Annotated in this window: 16 protein-coding genes; 7 read left to right on the forward strand and 9 right to left on the reverse strand. The window is 68.0% G+C overall.

The genetic code is table 11. The features are described from left to right. Positions 1-16: 16 nt before the first annotated feature. Together ACWDUD_RS15860 and ACWDUD_RS15865 are read right to left on the reverse strand one after the other, a co-directional pair. Positions 17-832 carry an IclR family transcriptional regulator gene (locus ACWDUD_RS15860; RefSeq protein WP_450109895.1) on the reverse strand — a complete coding sequence of 272 codons (816 nt, stop codon included), beginning with the start codon at positions 830-832 and terminating at the stop codon, positions 17-19. Positions 833-961: 129 nt separating this feature from the next. Beyond that, entirely contained in the window at positions 962-1,837 is an 876-nt protein-coding gene (locus ACWDUD_RS15865) for an amidohydrolase family protein (protein ID WP_450109896.1), read from the reverse strand. A 193-nt stretch (positions 1,838-2,030) separates the two neighbouring features. Here ACWDUD_RS15865 and ACWDUD_RS15870 point away from each other — a divergent pair, with 193 nt between their 5' ends. The 4 genes from ACWDUD_RS15870 (at position 2,031) to ACWDUD_RS15885 (ending at position 5,892) form a co-directional block, all read left to right on the forward strand. Then, entirely contained in the window at positions 2,031-3,026 is a 996-nt protein-coding gene (locus tag ACWDUD_RS15870; RefSeq protein ID WP_450109897.1) for a siderophore ABC transporter substrate-binding protein, read from the forward strand. Positions 3,027-3,105: 79 nt separating this feature from the next. Next, positions 3,106-4,086 carry an ABC transporter permease gene (locus tag ACWDUD_RS15875; protein WP_450109898.1) on the forward strand — a complete coding sequence of 327 codons (981 nt, stop codon included), beginning with the start codon at positions 3,106-3,108 and terminating at the stop codon, positions 4,084-4,086. Beyond that, a complete protein-coding gene (locus ACWDUD_RS15880; protein ID WP_450109899.1) occupies positions 4,079-5,137 on the forward strand; it encodes an iron chelate uptake ABC transporter family permease subunit in 1,059 nt (352 codons plus the stop codon). Before ACWDUD_RS15875 ends, ACWDUD_RS15880 begins: the two co-directional genes overlap by 8 nt. After that, positions 5,134-5,892, forward strand: coding sequence for an iron ABC transporter ATP-binding protein (locus ACWDUD_RS15885; RefSeq protein ID WP_450109900.1), 759 nt, complete (start codon positions 5,134-5,136; stop codon positions 5,890-5,892). The genes ACWDUD_RS15880 and ACWDUD_RS15885 overlap by 4 nt, the downstream gene beginning before the upstream one ends. A 26-nt stretch (positions 5,893-5,918) precedes the next feature. On the opposite strand, the gene ACWDUD_RS15890 is transcribed toward ACWDUD_RS15885, so the two are convergent. Further along, a complete protein-coding gene (locus ACWDUD_RS15890) occupies positions 5,919-6,443 on the reverse strand; it encodes a ribonuclease H family protein (RefSeq protein WP_450109901.1) in 525 nt (174 codons plus the stop codon). A gap of 72 nt (positions 6,444-6,515) precedes the next feature. On the opposite strand from ACWDUD_RS15890, the gene ACWDUD_RS15895 reads away from it, so the two are divergent. Genes ACWDUD_RS15895 through ACWDUD_RS15905 form a run of 3 tightly spaced genes read left to right on the forward strand, consistent with a single transcriptional unit; the run spans position 6,516 to position 8,552 of the window. Further along, on the forward strand, positions 6,516-7,451 hold the full coding sequence (locus ACWDUD_RS15895; protein WP_450109902.1) for a DNA-3-methyladenine glycosylase family protein: 936 nt from the start codon (positions 6,516-6,518) through the stop codon (positions 7,449-7,451). Positions 7,452-7,490: 39 nt separating this feature from the next. Further along, positions 7,491-7,985: a MarR family winged helix-turn-helix transcriptional regulator gene (locus tag ACWDUD_RS15900; RefSeq protein WP_450109903.1), complete on the forward strand. Its 495-nt coding sequence runs from the start codon at positions 7,491-7,493 to the stop codon at positions 7,983-7,985. 57 nt (positions 7,986-8,042) lie between these two features. Then, positions 8,043-8,552, forward strand: coding sequence for an acyl-CoA thioesterase (locus ACWDUD_RS15905; RefSeq protein ID WP_197252812.1), 510 nt, complete (start codon positions 8,043-8,045; stop codon positions 8,550-8,552). Between the two features lie 54 nt (positions 8,553-8,606). On the opposite strand, the gene ACWDUD_RS15910 is transcribed toward ACWDUD_RS15905, so the two are convergent. From ACWDUD_RS15910 to ACWDUD_RS15935, 6 genes are all read right to left on the reverse strand, one after another. Further along, entirely contained in the window at positions 8,607-9,758 is a 1,152-nt protein-coding gene (locus ACWDUD_RS15910) for an acyl-CoA dehydrogenase family protein (protein ID WP_197252813.1), read from the reverse strand. Between the two features lie 64 nt (positions 9,759-9,822). Continuing rightward, entirely contained in the window at positions 9,823-11,340 is a 1,518-nt protein-coding gene (locus ACWDUD_RS15915) for an acyl-CoA synthetase (protein ID WP_450109904.1), read from the reverse strand. Positions 11,341-11,407: 67 nt separating this feature from the next. Beyond that, entirely contained in the window at positions 11,408-12,193 is a 786-nt protein-coding gene (locus tag ACWDUD_RS15920; RefSeq protein WP_450109905.1) for an enoyl-CoA hydratase, read from the reverse strand. A gap of 53 nt (positions 12,194-12,246) precedes the next feature. Next, positions 12,247-13,137 (reverse strand): nuclear transport factor 2 family protein, encoded by an 891-nt coding sequence (locus ACWDUD_RS15925; protein ID WP_450109906.1) that lies wholly within the window; start codon positions 13,135-13,137, stop codon positions 12,247-12,249. Positions 13,138-13,261: 124 nt separating this feature from the next. Continuing rightward, entirely contained in the window at positions 13,262-14,134 is an 873-nt protein-coding gene (locus tag ACWDUD_RS15930) for an alpha/beta fold hydrolase (protein ID WP_450109907.1), read from the reverse strand. Positions 14,135-14,337: 203 nt separating this feature from the next. Beyond that, the gene (locus ACWDUD_RS15935) at positions 14,338-14,946 is read right to left on the reverse strand and encodes a pentapeptide repeat-containing protein (protein WP_450109908.1); all 609 of its coding nucleotides are present in this window, start codon (positions 14,944-14,946) and stop codon (positions 14,338-14,340) included. Between the last annotated feature and the right edge of the window lie 25 nt (positions 14,947-14,971).

The following is a 14,971-nucleotide window of genomic DNA, read 5'->3' on the forward strand; positions in this document are numbered from 1 at the left end:
TTTTCGGTAGCCCTCGCTACCGGAATCGCGCACGGCGGGCGGGGTCGCCGGACATCGGATACAGCGCGTGGGTGATCTCCCGGGCAGCCGCGGCCACGAGCGGACCGAGCCGGTCGGGGTCGACGGCCTGCTCCGCGCCGCACAGCGAGATACCCGCGACCGGACCGTCCGTACCGAGTACCGCGGCACCGACACACGCGACACCCGGCACCGATTCACCGCTCTCGAACGCCAGTCCGCCCCGCTCCCGGATTCGCTCGAGTTCGCGGCGCAGAACGTCCGGATCGGCGATCGTGCGGTCCGTGCACATTCGGATCCCGCCCTCGAACAAGCCGGCCAGGGATTCGTCGGGCAGCCACGCGAGCATCGCTTTCCCGCCGGCGTTGGCGTGGGCCGGCCGGCGACCGCCGACGCGGGTGGGAAGGGCCGCGGCGAGCCGGCCGCCGACCTTGTCGAGGTAGACGCTGTCGGCTCCGTCGAGGACCGTCAGATGCGCGACGGTGCCTGTCTGCAGCGCCATACGGTGCAACACCGGTGCCGCCGCGGCGCGGAGCCGGTCGTGCCCCGGTACGACGTCGGTACCTCTGCTGCGACGCCCGAGCCGGTAGCCGAGAGGGGCCCGGTCGATCCACTCGAGCCGGACGAGCTGGTCGAGAATGCGGTGCACCGTCGATCGCGGCAGGCCGGTACGCAGCTCCAGGTCTTCGAGGGACAGCTGGGCTGTCCGGCTGTCGAACGCGTCGAGGATCCACGTCATGCGCGCGATCATCGATTGGGGTTCGTCTCGCCTCGGCCCTGTCGACGCCCCCACGGGCCGATCCACGACGGTCACGCCCCCACCTCCGCCTTCTGTGTTCCCCACCACACTGAAATTGATTCCTGCACGGTAGCGGGTACAGCGAGGAAAGGGAATAGCGTCCGGTCGAGCCTCCTGCTCTCCCCGTACCGGACAGGACCGGCGTCAGGCGATGTCGAACAGGGCGGCCGCGTTGTCGTGACACACCGCGCGCATCCACGCGGAATCCGGGGCCACCCGTTCGAGCGATTCGAGCTGGTGCACGTATCCGTACGGGATGTTGGGAAAGTCGCTGCCCAGCAGAATCTTCGAACGCAGCTCGCCGAGTCGCGGCAGCTCACCCACCGGGAAGGGGGCGTCCTCCTCGGCGAAGTCGGTGAACGCCATGGTCGTATCCAGAAACACCCGCGGATACCGCTCCGCGAGGTCGAGGAAATCGACGTACTCGGGCATCCCCATGTGCGCGATGATCAGGGTCAGATCCGGGAATCGTTGCAGCAGGGACACAATCGGTTTCGGTCCGGTGTGGGTTCCCGGTGCCGGGCCGGATCCGCAGTGAATGACCGTCGGCACACCCGAGTCGGCGAGCATCCCCCACACCGGGTCGAGCAGCGGGTCGTTCGGGTCGTAGTCACCGACCTGGATGTGCGACTTGAAGACCCGGACGCCGTCGGCGAGCGCGGCGGCCACGTAGTCCTCGACACCCGGCTCCGGATAGAACGTCGCCGTGTGCAGGCAGTCGGGGGTACGGGCGGCGAACTGCGCGGACCACGCGTTGAGCCACGCCGCCATCTCGGGGCGATGCGGATACAGCATCGAGGTGAACCGGGAGACGCCGAACGACCGAAGCGTCGCCACCCGCTCGTCCTCGTCGTGCCGGTAGGTGATGGGCCAGGGACGCCCCACGAGCGGCCCGGCCGCGTCGAAGTACTTCCACACCTTGTCCATCACGTTCGCAGGCATGAAGTGGGTGTGCACGTCGATGAGTGCGGCCAGTCCGTGTTCGCGCCGGAATCGGCCGATCCGTTCCGCTTCGTCCATCCCCCGACCGTACCGACCGGCCCGGGGAACCGGACCCGCGCACGCCCCGCCGGGGAGACGGAGACCACAGGAACATTCAAGATTTGACTTTTACTCGTAGTGTCCCGAACGAATGGGTAGGTAAGCCTAGGGTAAACTCCCGTCCGCTGCGGCGCCGTGCCGCTCACCCGAAGCAGAACTCGAGGATCACCGTATGAAAGCCACCCGCATGTATCGGCGCGCCGCTGTCGGCGCGTTGGCTGTAGTCGCTCTGGCCGGCTGCTCGACCTCCACCACGGACTCGTCCGAGGACACCGCCTCGGCGACGACGATCACGGTCGAGGACAACTTCGGTGAGCAGACCGTGACCGTGCCGCCGAAGTCGGTCGTGGCCACCGACAACAGCACGTTCGAGACCCTCGACACCTGGGGTGTGAAGCTCTCGGCGGGTGCCGTGAGCCTGATGCCCAACACCATCGGCTTCACGCAGGACGACAGCATCGTCAACCTGGGCAGCCACCGCGAGCCGAATCTCGAGGCCATCGTCGCCGTCGAGCCCGACCTGATCATCAACGGCGGTCGTTTCGCTCAGTTCCGCGAGGACTTCCAGCGGCTGGCGCCGGACGCCGCGATCGTCGAGGTCGCGCCGCGCGACGACCAGCCCTTCGACGCCGAACTAAAGCGCGGCACCACCGTGCTCGGCGAGATCTTCGGCAAGGAGTCCGAGGCGCAGGCCCTCAACGACGCACTCGACGCCTCGATCGCACGGGTGAAGGCCGCCTACTCCCCCGACACGAAGGTCATGGGCCTGATCACCTCGGGTGGCGAGATCGGCTACGTCGCCCCGAGCACCGGCCGCACCATCGGCCCCATGTTCGACATCTTCGGCCTCACCCCGGCTCTCGAGGTTCCGGAAGGCACCGACAACCACCAAGGCGACGACATCTCGGTCGAGGCCATCGCGGCTTCCAACCCGGATCTGATCATCGTGATGGACCGCGATGCCGGCACCGCCACCGGCGCCTCGGCCGAGGGCTACCGTCCCGCCGCGAACATCATCGAGACCACCGAAGCCCTGAAGTCGGTCACCGCGGTCAAGGACGGCAAGGTGATCTACCTGCCCACCGACACCTACACCAACGAGAGCATCCAGACCTACACGGAGTTCTTCAACGCTCTCGCGGACCTGCTCGAGCAGCAGAAGTCCTGATTCTCGTCTCGTCCTGTCACCCCGCGGGCCCGCCCGCGGGGCACAGGCATAAGTGCACTACGGAAGACGACGGCACCACATGAGCGTTACGACAGCTCCCACCCGCAGCAAAGGGCGCCTGTTCGACTGGAAACTCCTCCTGGGCATCCTCGGCGTCGGTGTCCTGCTGACCCTGTCGCTGTTCACGGGGGTCTACGACATCTTCGGCGGCGAACAGGGCTGGGAGATGTTCGAGATCACTCGCATCCCCCGAACCATCGCGCTGGTTCTCGCCGGTGCCGCGATGGCGATGTCCGGACTGGTGATGCAGTTGCTCACCCAGAACCGATTCGTGGAACCGACCACCGCCGGCACCACGGAATGGGCCGGTCTCGGCCTCATCCTGATGCTGATCCTCGTGCCCGACGCGGGTCTCATGCCCCGGATGATCGGCGCCATCGCCGCCGCGTTCGTCGGAACCATGATCTTCTTCCTGTTCCTGCGCCGGGTCGCGTTGTCGTCCTCGCTGATCGTGCCGATCGTCGGGATCATGCTCGGCGCCGTCGTCGGCTCCGTCACCACCTACCTGGCCCTGGCCACCGACACGCTCCAGAGCCTCAGCGTGTGGTTCGCCGGCAGCTTCACCTCGATCCTGCGCGGGCAGTACGAGGTGCTGTGGATCGTGGCGCTCGTCGCGATCGCGATCTTCGTCGTCGCCGACCGCTTCACCGTCGCCGGCCTCGGTGAGGACGTGGCGACCAACGTCGGGTTGAACTACAACCGCCTCATCCTCCTGGGTACGGGCCTCATCGCGATCGCCACCGGCGTCGTGACGGTCGTCGTGGGGAACCTGCCGTTCATCGGGCTCATCGTGCCCAACATCGTCTCGATGTTCCGCGGAGACGACCTGCGCAGCAATCTGCCGTGGGTGTGCCTGCTGGGCATCGCCATCGTGACGGTGTGCGATCTCATCGGCCGGACGATCATCGCGCCGTTCGAGATTCCGGTGTCCCTCATCCTCGGTGTGGTCGGCGCCGTCGTGTTCATCGCCCTTCTGCTGCGGAGCCGCCGCCATGCTTGAAACCTCGACCCCGCACGCCGACATCACCGCGGCGCCCGCGCCCGCGGGGGGCTCCACGTCCGACGCCTTTCCCGATGCCAAGTCGCGGCGCCGCTACTGGATCCTCCTCGCCGCACTGGCCGTCCTCTCGTGCCTGTTCGCCGCCGGAACGCTGGTGTGGGACAACCCCATGCCGTTCGGCAGCGCCGGCTTCTGGCGGATCACCGAGATGCGAGCGACCAGCCTGATCGTCATCGCGATCGTCGTCGTGTGCCAGGCCACCGCCACCGTCGCGTTCCAGACCGCGACGAACAACCGGATCATCACGCCGTCGATCATGGGGTTCGAGTCGCTGTACGTGGCGATCTCCACCGCCGCCGTGTACTTCCTCGGCGCCACCGGTGTGGTTGCGCTCCAGGGCACCCCGCAGTTCATCCTGCAGATCGCGCTGATGGTCGTCTTCTCGCTGATGCTCTACGGATGGCTGCTCTCGGGCAAGTACGGCAACCTGCAGGTCATGCTGCTCGTCGGCATCGTCCTCGGTGGCGGGCTAGGCTCCGTCTCGACCTTCATGCAGCGACTGCTCACCCCGAGCGAGTTCGACGTCCTCACCGCCCGGCTCTTCGGGTCGGTGTCCAACGCGGACGCCGACTACCTGCCGATCGCGATTCCCCTGTGCGTCGCGGCCGCGGTCGCGTTGTGGTGGCGTGCACGCAGACTCAACCTCGTCGCGATGGGCCGGGACGTCACCACCAACCTCGGGCTCGATCATCGCCGCGAGATCATGATCGTGCTGTTCCTCGTGTCCGTCCTCATGGCGGTCTCGACCGCGCTCATCGGCCCCATGACCTTCCTGGGCTTCCTCGTCGCCACGCTGGCGTACCAGTTCGCGAACACCTACGACCACCGCTACGTGTTCCCCGTGGCTGTGCTCACGGGATTCACGGTTCTCACCGGGGCCTACTTCGTCCTGAAGAACATCTTCTACACCGAGGGCGCCGTGTCCATCATCATCGAGGCCGTCGGCGGATCGGTGTTCCTCTTCGTCATCCTCCGAAAGGGCAGACTGTGATCGAACTCAAGAGTGTCCGTAAGGATTACAACAGTGAGGTGTCGATCGGCCCGGTCGATCTGCAGATTCCGGCCGGGGGCATCACCGCGCTGGTCGGCCCCAACGGAGCAGGCAAGTCGACACTGCTGACGATCATCGGCCGACTGCTCGGCGCCGATTCCGGATCCATCGAGATCGCCGGATACGACATCGCGCGGACCCCCTCGAAGGACCTGGCCAAGATCGTCTCCATCCTGCGTCAGGAGAACCACTTCGTCACCCGGCTGACGGTGCGCCAGCTCGTCGGGTTCGGCCGGTTCCCGCACTCGAAGGGGCGGATCACGCAGCGGGATCAGGAGATCATCACCCGTTCTATCGAGTTCTTCGACCTCGGCCCGCTGGAGAACCGGTACCTGGACCAGTTGTCCGGCGGGCAGCGCCAGCGCGCCTACGTCGCCATGGTGCTGTGCCAGGACACCGATTACGTCCTGCTCGACGAGCCTCTCAACAACCTGGACATGCGCCATTCGGTGCTCATGATGCAGCACCTGCGCAGGGCGGCCGACGAACTCGGGCGCACGGTGGTCATCGTGCTGCACGACATCAACTTCGCGGCGCACTACGCGGACCGGATCTGCGCGGTGAAGAACGGCCGCGTCGTCGAGTTCGGCACCTCCGAGGAGATCATGGTCGACGACACGCTCTCACGCGTGTTCGACACCCCCGTCACCTGTGTCGACGGGCCCAACGGCCCGCTGGCGGTCTACTACCGCTAGAGCGGGCCGGTTGGTACAGCCCCGGATCAGAACAGCGTCAGCTCCGTGTCGTCCGTACCGCGCGCAACCACGGGCTTGACGACGTGCCGCACCGACCGGGGCACCTCGATCGGACCCGGACGGGCGGCGGCCTCGCGCGCGGCGGCACCGGCGAGCGTGTCGGCCACCTCGTTGAAGTGGTTGCCGACGTGCCCGCGCACCCAGCGGAAGCGAACCGGACCCGAGCGCTCCGCGATCTCCTGGTCGATGGCGCGCACGAGTTCGACGTTCTTCACCGGCGCGCCGGTGGAGGTCTTCCAGCCCTTGCGCTTCCACCCCGGAAGCCATTCCGAGGCGCACTTGATCGCGTACTGCGAATCGGATTCGATGATCATCGGTTCGGAACCGGGATGGGCACGCAGCGCCTCGAGCAACGCGCGCAGTTCGGCGATCTGGTTCGTACCCGACCGCTCACCCCCCGATGCGCTGGGGCCCTCGTGGTTGACCCACGCCCACCCGATGGCGCCACCGGGATTCCGCAGGCAGGACCCGTCGGTGCTCACGATGATCATGTTGCAGACCATAGCCTTTCCGTCCGACACCGTGGAAACCGATGCGGTCGCCGTGCGAGGTACGGTGAACCGGTGACCGCGTACGTCGGTGAAGCCACCCCTTTCGACACCCGGGTCGAGCTGCCGTGGCCCGTCGACGTCGCTCAAACCCTACGCCCGTTGCAGCGCGGACCGTATGACCCCTGTCACCGGCACGTCGCCGATGACGTCTGGCGCACGTCCCGGATGGAGTCCGGGCCCGTCACCTATCGCATCCGTCAGGACGGCCCCACCGGCGCCCGGTGCCTCGCGTGGGGCCCCGGCGCCGAGGAACTCCTCTCCGCCCTGCCCGCGCTGCTCGGGGCCGGTGACGACGCATCCGGGTTCGCCCCCGAGCATCCGCTGCTGGCCGACGCGCACCGGCGCCTGCCGGGGCTGCGCATCACCCGCACCGGCCGGGTGTTCGAAGCGCTCGTGCCGGCGATCCTCGAGCAGCGCGTGCACGGCGTCGCGGCGTTCGCGTCGTGGCGTCGTCTCGTGCTGCGGTTCGGCGACCCGGCGCCCGGCCCGGCACCGCGCGGCATGGCGGTGCCGCCGTCCGCAGACACGTGGCGGCGGGTCCCGTCGTGGGAGTTCCACAAGGCGAACGTCGACCCCGGCCGCGCCCGCACCGTCGTGCGATGCGCGCAACTCGGCGACAGCCTCGAACGCCTCACCGCCGAATCCCCGCAGCAGGCGCAACGCAAGCTGCGGTCGGTGCCCGGCGTCGGCATCTGGACGGCGGCGGAGGTCGCCCAGCGCGCGTTCGGCGACGCCGACGCACTCTCGGTCGGCGACTACCATCTCGCGTCCGTCGTCGGATGGTCGTTGCTCGGGCGGCCGCTGGACGACGCGGGCATGGTGGAACTCCTGGAACCGCTACGGCCACACCGCTATCGGGTGATCCGGCTGATCACCGAGACCGGTGGTTACCGCCGGGTGCCCCGGCGTGGGCCCCGCACCGCGATCACCGACCACCGCCACCACTGACATTTCGTTGGTTGCACCAACGATAGGTAGGATGGACCCGTGTCCGACCCCGACAACTACCCCGTGCCGACCCGGCTCGATCACCTCCCGAGCTTCCTGCTGATGCAGTCCGCACGGCACGTGCACCGCATGGTGTTCGACCGACTCGACGCCGCCGACGCCCGCGGCCACCACTACCGCATCCTGGCCGCGCTCGGCGAGGGCGGCCCGTCCAGCCAGATCGAACTCGGCCGCCGGTGCGGACTCGACCGCAGCGACGTCGCCGCCGCCGTGGACGCCCTGTCCGACCGCCGCTTCGTCGAGCGCGCCCCCGATCCGAAGGACCGCAGGCGCAACATCATCAGCCTCACCCGGAGGGGACGCCACCGCCTGTCGGAGCTCGACGACGTCCTCACCGCCGTGCAGGACGAGGCCTTCGCGCCGCTCGACGCCGACGAACGCGCACAGCTGACCGCGATGCTCACGAAGATCATCGGCCATCACACCCGGGACCGTGCCCGGCACAACGGACACGTGGTCCCGCGCGAGTCGTAGGCTGGAAAGGGCCGTGCGACGGAGATCCCGCCGCACGCAACCCCCGAAAGGACGATCGTGCAGCCGAAACCGTGCCGCGAATCCCGAGTTGTCAAGACCAGCAGGGTCTTTCCCAACGACGTCAACGACCACAACACGTTGTTCGGCGGGAAACTGATGAGCGACATCGACATGACAGCGTCGATCTCCGCGACCCGGCACAGTCGTGCATCGGTGGTCACGGCGTCGACGGACTCTGTGGCGTTCCTCGCACCCGTCCGCCCGTCGGATTCGGTGTGCCTCGAATCGTTCGTCACCCGGACCGGCCGCAGTTCGATGGAAGTGTTCGTGAAGGTCACCGCCGAGGATCTGCGCAGCGGTGATCGCCGCATCGCCGCGACCGCGTTCCTCACGTTCGTCGCGATCGACGACGCGGGCCGGCCCACCGAGGTGCCCCCGGTGCTGCCCGAGTCCGAGGAGGAACGCCGGCTCAACAAGAGCGGCGACGAACGCGCCGAGCACCGGCGCATCCACCGCCGCCAGAGTCAGGAAATGGCCGAATATCTGTCCACCAGTCGTCCCTGGTGACTTCGCGCTCCGGGTGACGGGAACCGATACGATCGGTTCCCGTCACTCCGGCGTCTACAGCGACCGCGAGATGAGCATCTTCATCACTTCGTTGGCGCCGGCGTAGATCCGCTGCACCCGCGCGTCCTCGTACATCCGCGCGATCAGGTACTCGCGCATGTAGCCGTAGCCGCCGTGCAACTGGACGCAGCGGTCGATGACCTCGCACTGCTTGTCGGTCAGCCAGTACTTGACCATCGCGGCGTCCGCGGGATCGAGTTGCCCCTTCAGGTGCTGTTCGATGCAGTGGTCCAGGAAGACCTGGCACGTGCGGGCGATGGTCTGACACTCGGCGAGTTCGAAGGCGGTGTTCTGGAAGTCGAACAGCGTGTGCCCGAACGCCTGCCGCTGCTTGGTGTAGCGCACCGTCTCGTCGACCGCCCGCTGCATCGCACCGGCCGCCTGCGCGCCGATGATCAGCCGTTCCTGCACCAGCTGCGCCATCAACTGCGCGAAGCCCTGGCCTTCGCTGTCCCCCAGCAGATTCGACACGGGAACCCGCACGTCGGTGAACGACAGCTCGGAGGTGTCGGCGCCGTGCTGGCCGACCTTGTCGAGCACTCGGCCGACGGCGAAGCCCGGGCAATCGCGCAGGTCGACGATGAGCAGCGAGATGCCTTTGGCGCCGGCCTTCGGGTCGGTCTTGACCGCCAGCACGATCATGTCGGCGGAGGCGCCGTTGGTGATGAACGTCTTCGAGCCGTTGACGACGTACTCGTCGCCGTCGCGGATCGCCGTGGTCTTGATCGCCTTCAGATCCGATCCGGCGCCGGGCTCGGTCATGCCGAGCGCACCGAGGATCTCGCCGGTGGCCATGCCCGGCAACCAGGTTCGCTTCTGCTCCTCGGTGCCGTACTCGAGGAGGTAGTGCGCGACGATACCGCTGTGGATGGAGATACCGAACGCGAGATCACCCGCGTAGCCCTGCGCCTCGAGGACCGCGAGGTCGTGCGCGAATGTGCCTCCGCCGCCGCCGTATTCCTCCGGAATCGAGCACAGCAGCAGCCCGAGCTTGCCGGCCTCGAGCCACACCTGCCGGTCGATGCGGTGCTGCGCGTCCCACTTCTCGGCGTGCGCCATCACCTCGCGTTCGAAGAAGTCACCGGCCAGTTCCGACAGTGCCCGGACTTCGTCGTCGTGCCAGGACGGCACGTGCTTGATCCCCATTGGTTCCCTTTGCTTTTCGACGGCCGCTACCGGCCGTGCATTCCCACCGACGGTAGTTCGCGGCTCACACCGCACGCAGTTCGCGCTTGAGCAGCTTGCCGCTCTGGTTGCGCGGGAGCGTGTCGACGAAGCGCACGATCTTGGGCACCTTGAACGGAGCGAGCCGTTCCTTGACGTGCACGATGAGATCGGACTCGGCGACCTCGTGGCCGTCCTTGAGCACGACGACGGCGGTGACCGCCTCGATCCACTTCTCGTCGGGCGTGCCGATCACTGCCACTTCCGCGACCGCCGGGTGCGTGTACAGCGCGTCCTCGACCTCGCGGGACGCGACGAGGATGCCACCGGTGTTGATGACGTCCTTGATGCGGTCGACGACGGTGATGTAGCCCTCCGCGTCGCGGGTGACCAGGTCGCCCGAGTGGAACCAGCCGTCGCGGAACGCTTCCGCGGTGGCCTCCGGGTTGTCCCAGTAACCCAGGCACAGCTGCGGCGACCGGTACAGGATCTCGCCGGGCTCGCCGTCGGGCACGTCGTTGCCGTCGGCGTCGACGACGCGGGTCTCGACGAACAGCACGGCCCGGCCGCAGGAGGACGGACGATCGGCGTGCTCGTCGGGGCCGAGCACGCATGCGAGCGGGCCGATCTCGGACTGTCCGAAGCAGTTGTAGAACCCGAGATCCGGGTAGCGCTCGCGCAGCCGGTTCAGCACGGTCACCGGCATGATCGACGCCCCGTACTGGGCCTTGCGCAGCGACGACAGGTCCCGGGTCTCGAGATCGGGATGGTTCGCGAGCGGCACCCACACGGTCGGAGCGAGGAACAGCGATCCGATGCGCTCGGATTCGATCAGCCGCAGGATCTCCGGGATGTCCGGGGACGGCAGCAGGGTGATCGTGGCGCCGACCGCGAGGTACGGCATGAGGAACACGTGCATGGCCGCCGAGTGGTACAGCGGCATGCAGATCAGCGGGTTGTCGTCGGCGGCGAGGTCGAGCGCGACGATCGACGACGTGTACTCGTGGACGAGCGCACCGTGGGTCATCATGGCGCCCTTGGGCTTCGACGTGGTGCCCGACGTGTAGAGCAGCTGAACCAGGTCGCCGCCGGACGCGCCGCCGTCCACGTCCGGGACCTCGCCCGCCGAGGCGACGGCGAGCAGCGAGTCGTCGGCGTCGCGCAGCGGCACCACGTGCTCGGCCGGCACGACCGGGAGGACGTCGTCGAGGTTGGTGCGCAGCGGCGGGTCGAAGAGCACGGCCTTCGCCCCGGACTGGCCGAGCAGGTAGCTCAGTTCCTCGCCGCGCAGCGCGTAGTTGATCGGCACGTGCACGAGCCCGGCGCGCGCGGCACCGAGGTAGCCGAGTACGTAGGCATCGGAGTTGGTGCCGTATCCGGCGACGCGGTCGCCCTGCTCGAGCCCGAGGGATCGCAGGTGAGCCGCAGTGCGGGAGACCGCGGCGTCGAGTTCCCGGTAGGTGAACGTGCGGTCCGCGAAGCGCAGCGCGACGCGGTCGGGGAAGCGGGCAGCCGAGCGGTGCAGCACACCGTCGACGGTGTTCGAGCGAGGATCGAGACTCATGGAAGTCAGGCTATAGGACGTCCAACCTTTGGTCGAGACCCAAGATCACCGCTCTTTCGACCCCGGTTCAGCGTCCCTGCCAGACCGGCGAACGCTTCTCGACGAACGCCGACATGCCCTCCTGCGCATCGCAGATCACCGCATTCGCCGCCATCGTCTCGGCCATCGCCTCGTACGCCTCGTCCTGCGGCAGATCGATCTGCCGGTAGAACGCTTCCTTGCCGATCCGCACCGTCGCCGACGACGCCGAGACGATCTTCGCCGCCAGTTCCGTCGTCCGGATCTCCAGCTCCTCGGGCGGCACCACGAAGTTCACCAGCCCCCAGTCGGCGGCCGTCTCGGCGTCGATCGTGTCGCCGGTCAGCAGCATCTGCAGCGCACGCTTGCGGCCGACGGCGCGGCTCACCGCGACCATCGGCGTCGAACAGAACAGGCCGATCCGCACACCCGGAGTTCCGAACACCGCGTCGGTCGCCGCGACCGCGAGATCGCACGACGCGACGAGCTGGCATCCCGCCGCGACGGCCGGGCCCTGCACCGATGCGATGACCGGCTGCGGAATCGACTGCACGGTGCGCATCATTTCGTTGCACACGTCGAAGATCGCGCGTTCCTCCTCGAGCGTGCGCCCGATCATCTCCCGCAGGTCGTGCCCCGCCGAGAACACCGGACCGTCCGCCCGGATCACGATCACCCGGCTGTCCGCGGAGAGCGCGCGCAATCCCCGGATCACCTCGCGCATCGTGTCGACCGACAGCGGGTTGCGCTGCTGCGGGCGATTGAGGGTGAGGACGCCGATTCCGCTGGCGTCGTCGACGGCGATGAGAACGGGAGCAACACTGGTCTCGGTCATGGCCCCAGACTGCCGCACGAATACGTCCGGCACCACCGCAACGGGCCGGCCCGTCAGCGCGGTTGCAGGACCCGGATGTCCCCCGCCGCGTGACGTACGTCGAACAGCAACTCCGTGACCCGCCAGCCGTCCGCGGTTCGGTGCAGCGTGTGCCGGTAGACGCCGAAGCATTCGTACGGCTCGAGCGAGACTCGCTCCCCGGCACCGAAGTGGCAGACGCGGGCCTTGCACGACGACCTGGCGAGGTCCCCGTCGATCTCGACGACGAGATTGCCGAACAGGTGCTGTGACGGGCCGCAACCGTCGAGATTCGACCGGATCATCCGGACGATCTCGGTCCGTCCCGTCAGCGGTGTGCTGTCCACGCTGCCGTAGCGTGCCACCGCGTCCTCGGTGAAGAAGTCGTCCAGGCTCGCCCAGTCGCGGTCGTCGAGGGCATCCGAGTAGCGGTTGATCACCGCGGCGACATCCGCGCGGTCGGTAGGGAGACTGCGTGTGGTGCCGCGCAGATGTTCACCCGTGTTCCCCGGCAGGTCGAACAACGAGTAGTCACGGAACGCGAAGCGCCACCGACCGTCCACTCGTTCGAACTCGTCGAGGTAACGGCCGGCTGCGACGACCTGCAACGGGAGATCCTCGGTCGCCTGCAGCACGGTGTAGTACGAGCGGCACGTGGCGCGCCCGACGGCGGCATCGACGTCGAGCAGCGGATTCGCGACGACATGCTTCGTTCGCGGGGTGCCGCATCGATGGATCTTCACCATCGAGCGCCACATGTCGGCCAGACCCGCTCCCCCGACGCTCTCGTGCTCGCCCCCGAACCGCACGCGTGCGTGCGAGAACAACGACGCCGCATCCTCGAACCTGCCCGCATCCATGTGCTCGGCGTAGCGGTAGAGCAGATTGGTGATCGCCGTGGCATCGGTGCTCGACTCGTGAGTCATCGCCCGAGGCTCGCACCGCATCGGCAAACGCACAACCGGCCGTACCGATGGACGGGAGGCCCGGATCGAACGGCCCGGGCGCCGGGCATTCGACGTGGGCAACGAGTCGCGGAGCAAGGACCGATCAGACCGCGCTGCGCTGCAGCGGTCCGTCGACCGGGCGGAAAGTACCGAGCAACCGCCCCAGCGCGGACGCCACCTGATCAGGGCATTCGGCGAGGATCCGATGCCCGGCCCCCACGATCCGCACGAACTCGGCGTGCGGCAGGAGATCGACGATCGCCTCCGAATGCGCGATGGGGACGTATCGATCCGCGGTTCCGGCGGCGACGACGACCGGCACCCTCGCGAGGGCGACCAGCGCCGCGGATTCGTCGAGCACCGCGAACGCCGCGAGCAGACGCGACCACGCCACCACCGACGTGGTGCTCGACAGCACCAGCCCGGCGGTCCGCAGCCACGAGTCGCCCTCGCGGCCGCGGGACAGCAATGAGCACAACCGGCCACCGGCCCGTTTCGACACCTCCATCGCCCGAGGTGCGCGCGCGACCGCCCCGTGCAGCATCGACGCGGCCGGGTGCCGCAGATAGCGACCCACCCCGTGTTCCGCGAGCCCCGACGCAGCGGTCGCGATGAGCGCGACCCCGACGATGCGGGCGCCGATCGCGGCGGGATACAGCCGCGCGTAGGCCATCGCCACCATGCCGCCCATCGAGTACCCGGCGAGCACGATCGGTCCCGTGGGCACCAGCGTCCGCAACACGGCGTCGAGGTCGCCTGCGAGGCCGTCGAGCGTAAGCGAGGACACTTCACCGGATCCCGAACGTCCGTGTCCCCGTTGGTCGTAACGCACGATGCGCACTTCGGCCGCCAGGTGGCGGCGGACGTCGTTCCAGCTGTCGGCGTCCTGACAGTGGCCGTGCACGAGGACGACGGTCAGCGCGGCGTCCCGCGGTCCCTCGATCGTCGCGGCCAGCGGCACCCCGTCGTCGGCCACTACTGTGACACGCGAGATCCCGCTACTGGCGGGCCTCCTCGGCATCACGGAGGCGGGCCTCCTCGGCATCTCGGAGGCGGGCCTCCTCGGCATCTCGGAGGCGGGCCTCCTCGGCGTCTCGGACATGGGCACTCCTGCGATGAGGTCTGCCCGAATAGTCGCCCGAGGGTCGAATGTCGTTAACCGCTTTCACCGAATCGTGATCACTGCTCGACGATCAGCCCGAGCGCGGAGGCCATCGCGACCGCCTGCGTGAGGTCGATCTTCGCGCCTTCGAGCTTCGCCGTCGTCCACAGCGCCGGTCCGGTCTGTGCGCCGCGCAGGTCCGCACCGTCGAGTCGCACACCCGTCGTGCGCGCACCCGTCAGGTCGACGCCGCGCAGCGTGGCGGTGCGCAGGTCCGCTTCGACGAGATTGGTCTCCCGCAGCCGGCAGCCGGTGAAGTCGACGCCGCGCAGATCGGCCCGGCCGAGCGAGGCCAGGGTCAGGTCCACCTCGTCGAGCACCACCGGCCGCATCCGGCACTGCTCGAAGGTCGAGCCCAGCAAACTGGAAAATCGGAATTCACTGTGCCACAGAGTTGTTCGATCGAAGGTGCAGGATCGGAAAGCGGTGGCGGTGTGGCGGGACCCGGACAGGTCCGCGCCTGTGAAGTCGCAGTCGGTGAACACCACGTGATCGGTGATCAGTCCACTGAGGTCGGCATCGCGGAACGTGCAATCGGTGTAGGTGTGGTTCGTCCACTCCCGGCCGTCCAGCCGCGCATCCGAGAAGTCCTCGCCGACGATCTCCACCGTGTCTTCCGCGCCCATGCACCCGATCCTGCCCGACGGCCGG

Source organism: Rhodococcus sp. NPDC003382 (genome assembly GCF_053589135.1).

Coding starts and splice junctions, on each gene's coding strand:
- ACWDUD_RS15920 (WP_450109905.1), bottom strand. CDS start 12,193: ATGACCGAGACCAGTGTTGCTCCCGTTCTCATCGCCGTCGACGACGCC.
- ACWDUD_RS15890 (WP_450109901.1), bottom strand. CDS start 6,443: ATGATCATCGTGAGCACCGACGGGTCCTGCCTGCGGAATCCCGGTGGC.
- ACWDUD_RS15910 (WP_197252813.1), bottom strand. CDS start 9,758: ATGGGGATCAAGCACGTGCCGTCCTGGCACGACGACGAAGTCCGGGCA.
- ACWDUD_RS15870 (WP_450109897.1), top strand. CDS start 2,031: ATGAAAGCCACCCGCATGTATCGGCGCGCCGCTGTCGGCGCGTTGGCT.
- ACWDUD_RS15915 (WP_450109904.1), bottom strand. CDS start 11,340: ATGAGTCTCGATCCTCGCTCGAACACCGTCGACGGTGTGCTGCACCGC.
- ACWDUD_RS15875 (WP_450109898.1), top strand. CDS start 3,106: ATGAGCGTTACGACAGCTCCCACCCGCAGCAAAGGGCGCCTGTTCGAC.
- ACWDUD_RS15935 (WP_450109908.1), bottom strand. CDS start 14,946: ATGGGCGCGGAAGACACGGTGGAGATCGTCGGCGAGGACTTCTCGGAT.
- ACWDUD_RS15865 (WP_450109896.1), bottom strand. CDS start 1,837: ATGGACGAAGCGGAACGGATCGGCCGATTCCGGCGCGAACACGGACTG.
- ACWDUD_RS15925 (WP_450109906.1), bottom strand. CDS start 13,137: ATGACTCACGAGTCGAGCACCGATGCCACGGCGATCACCAATCTGCTC.
- ACWDUD_RS15880 (WP_450109899.1), top strand. CDS start 4,079: ATGCTTGAAACCTCGACCCCGCACGCCGACATCACCGCGGCGCCCGCG.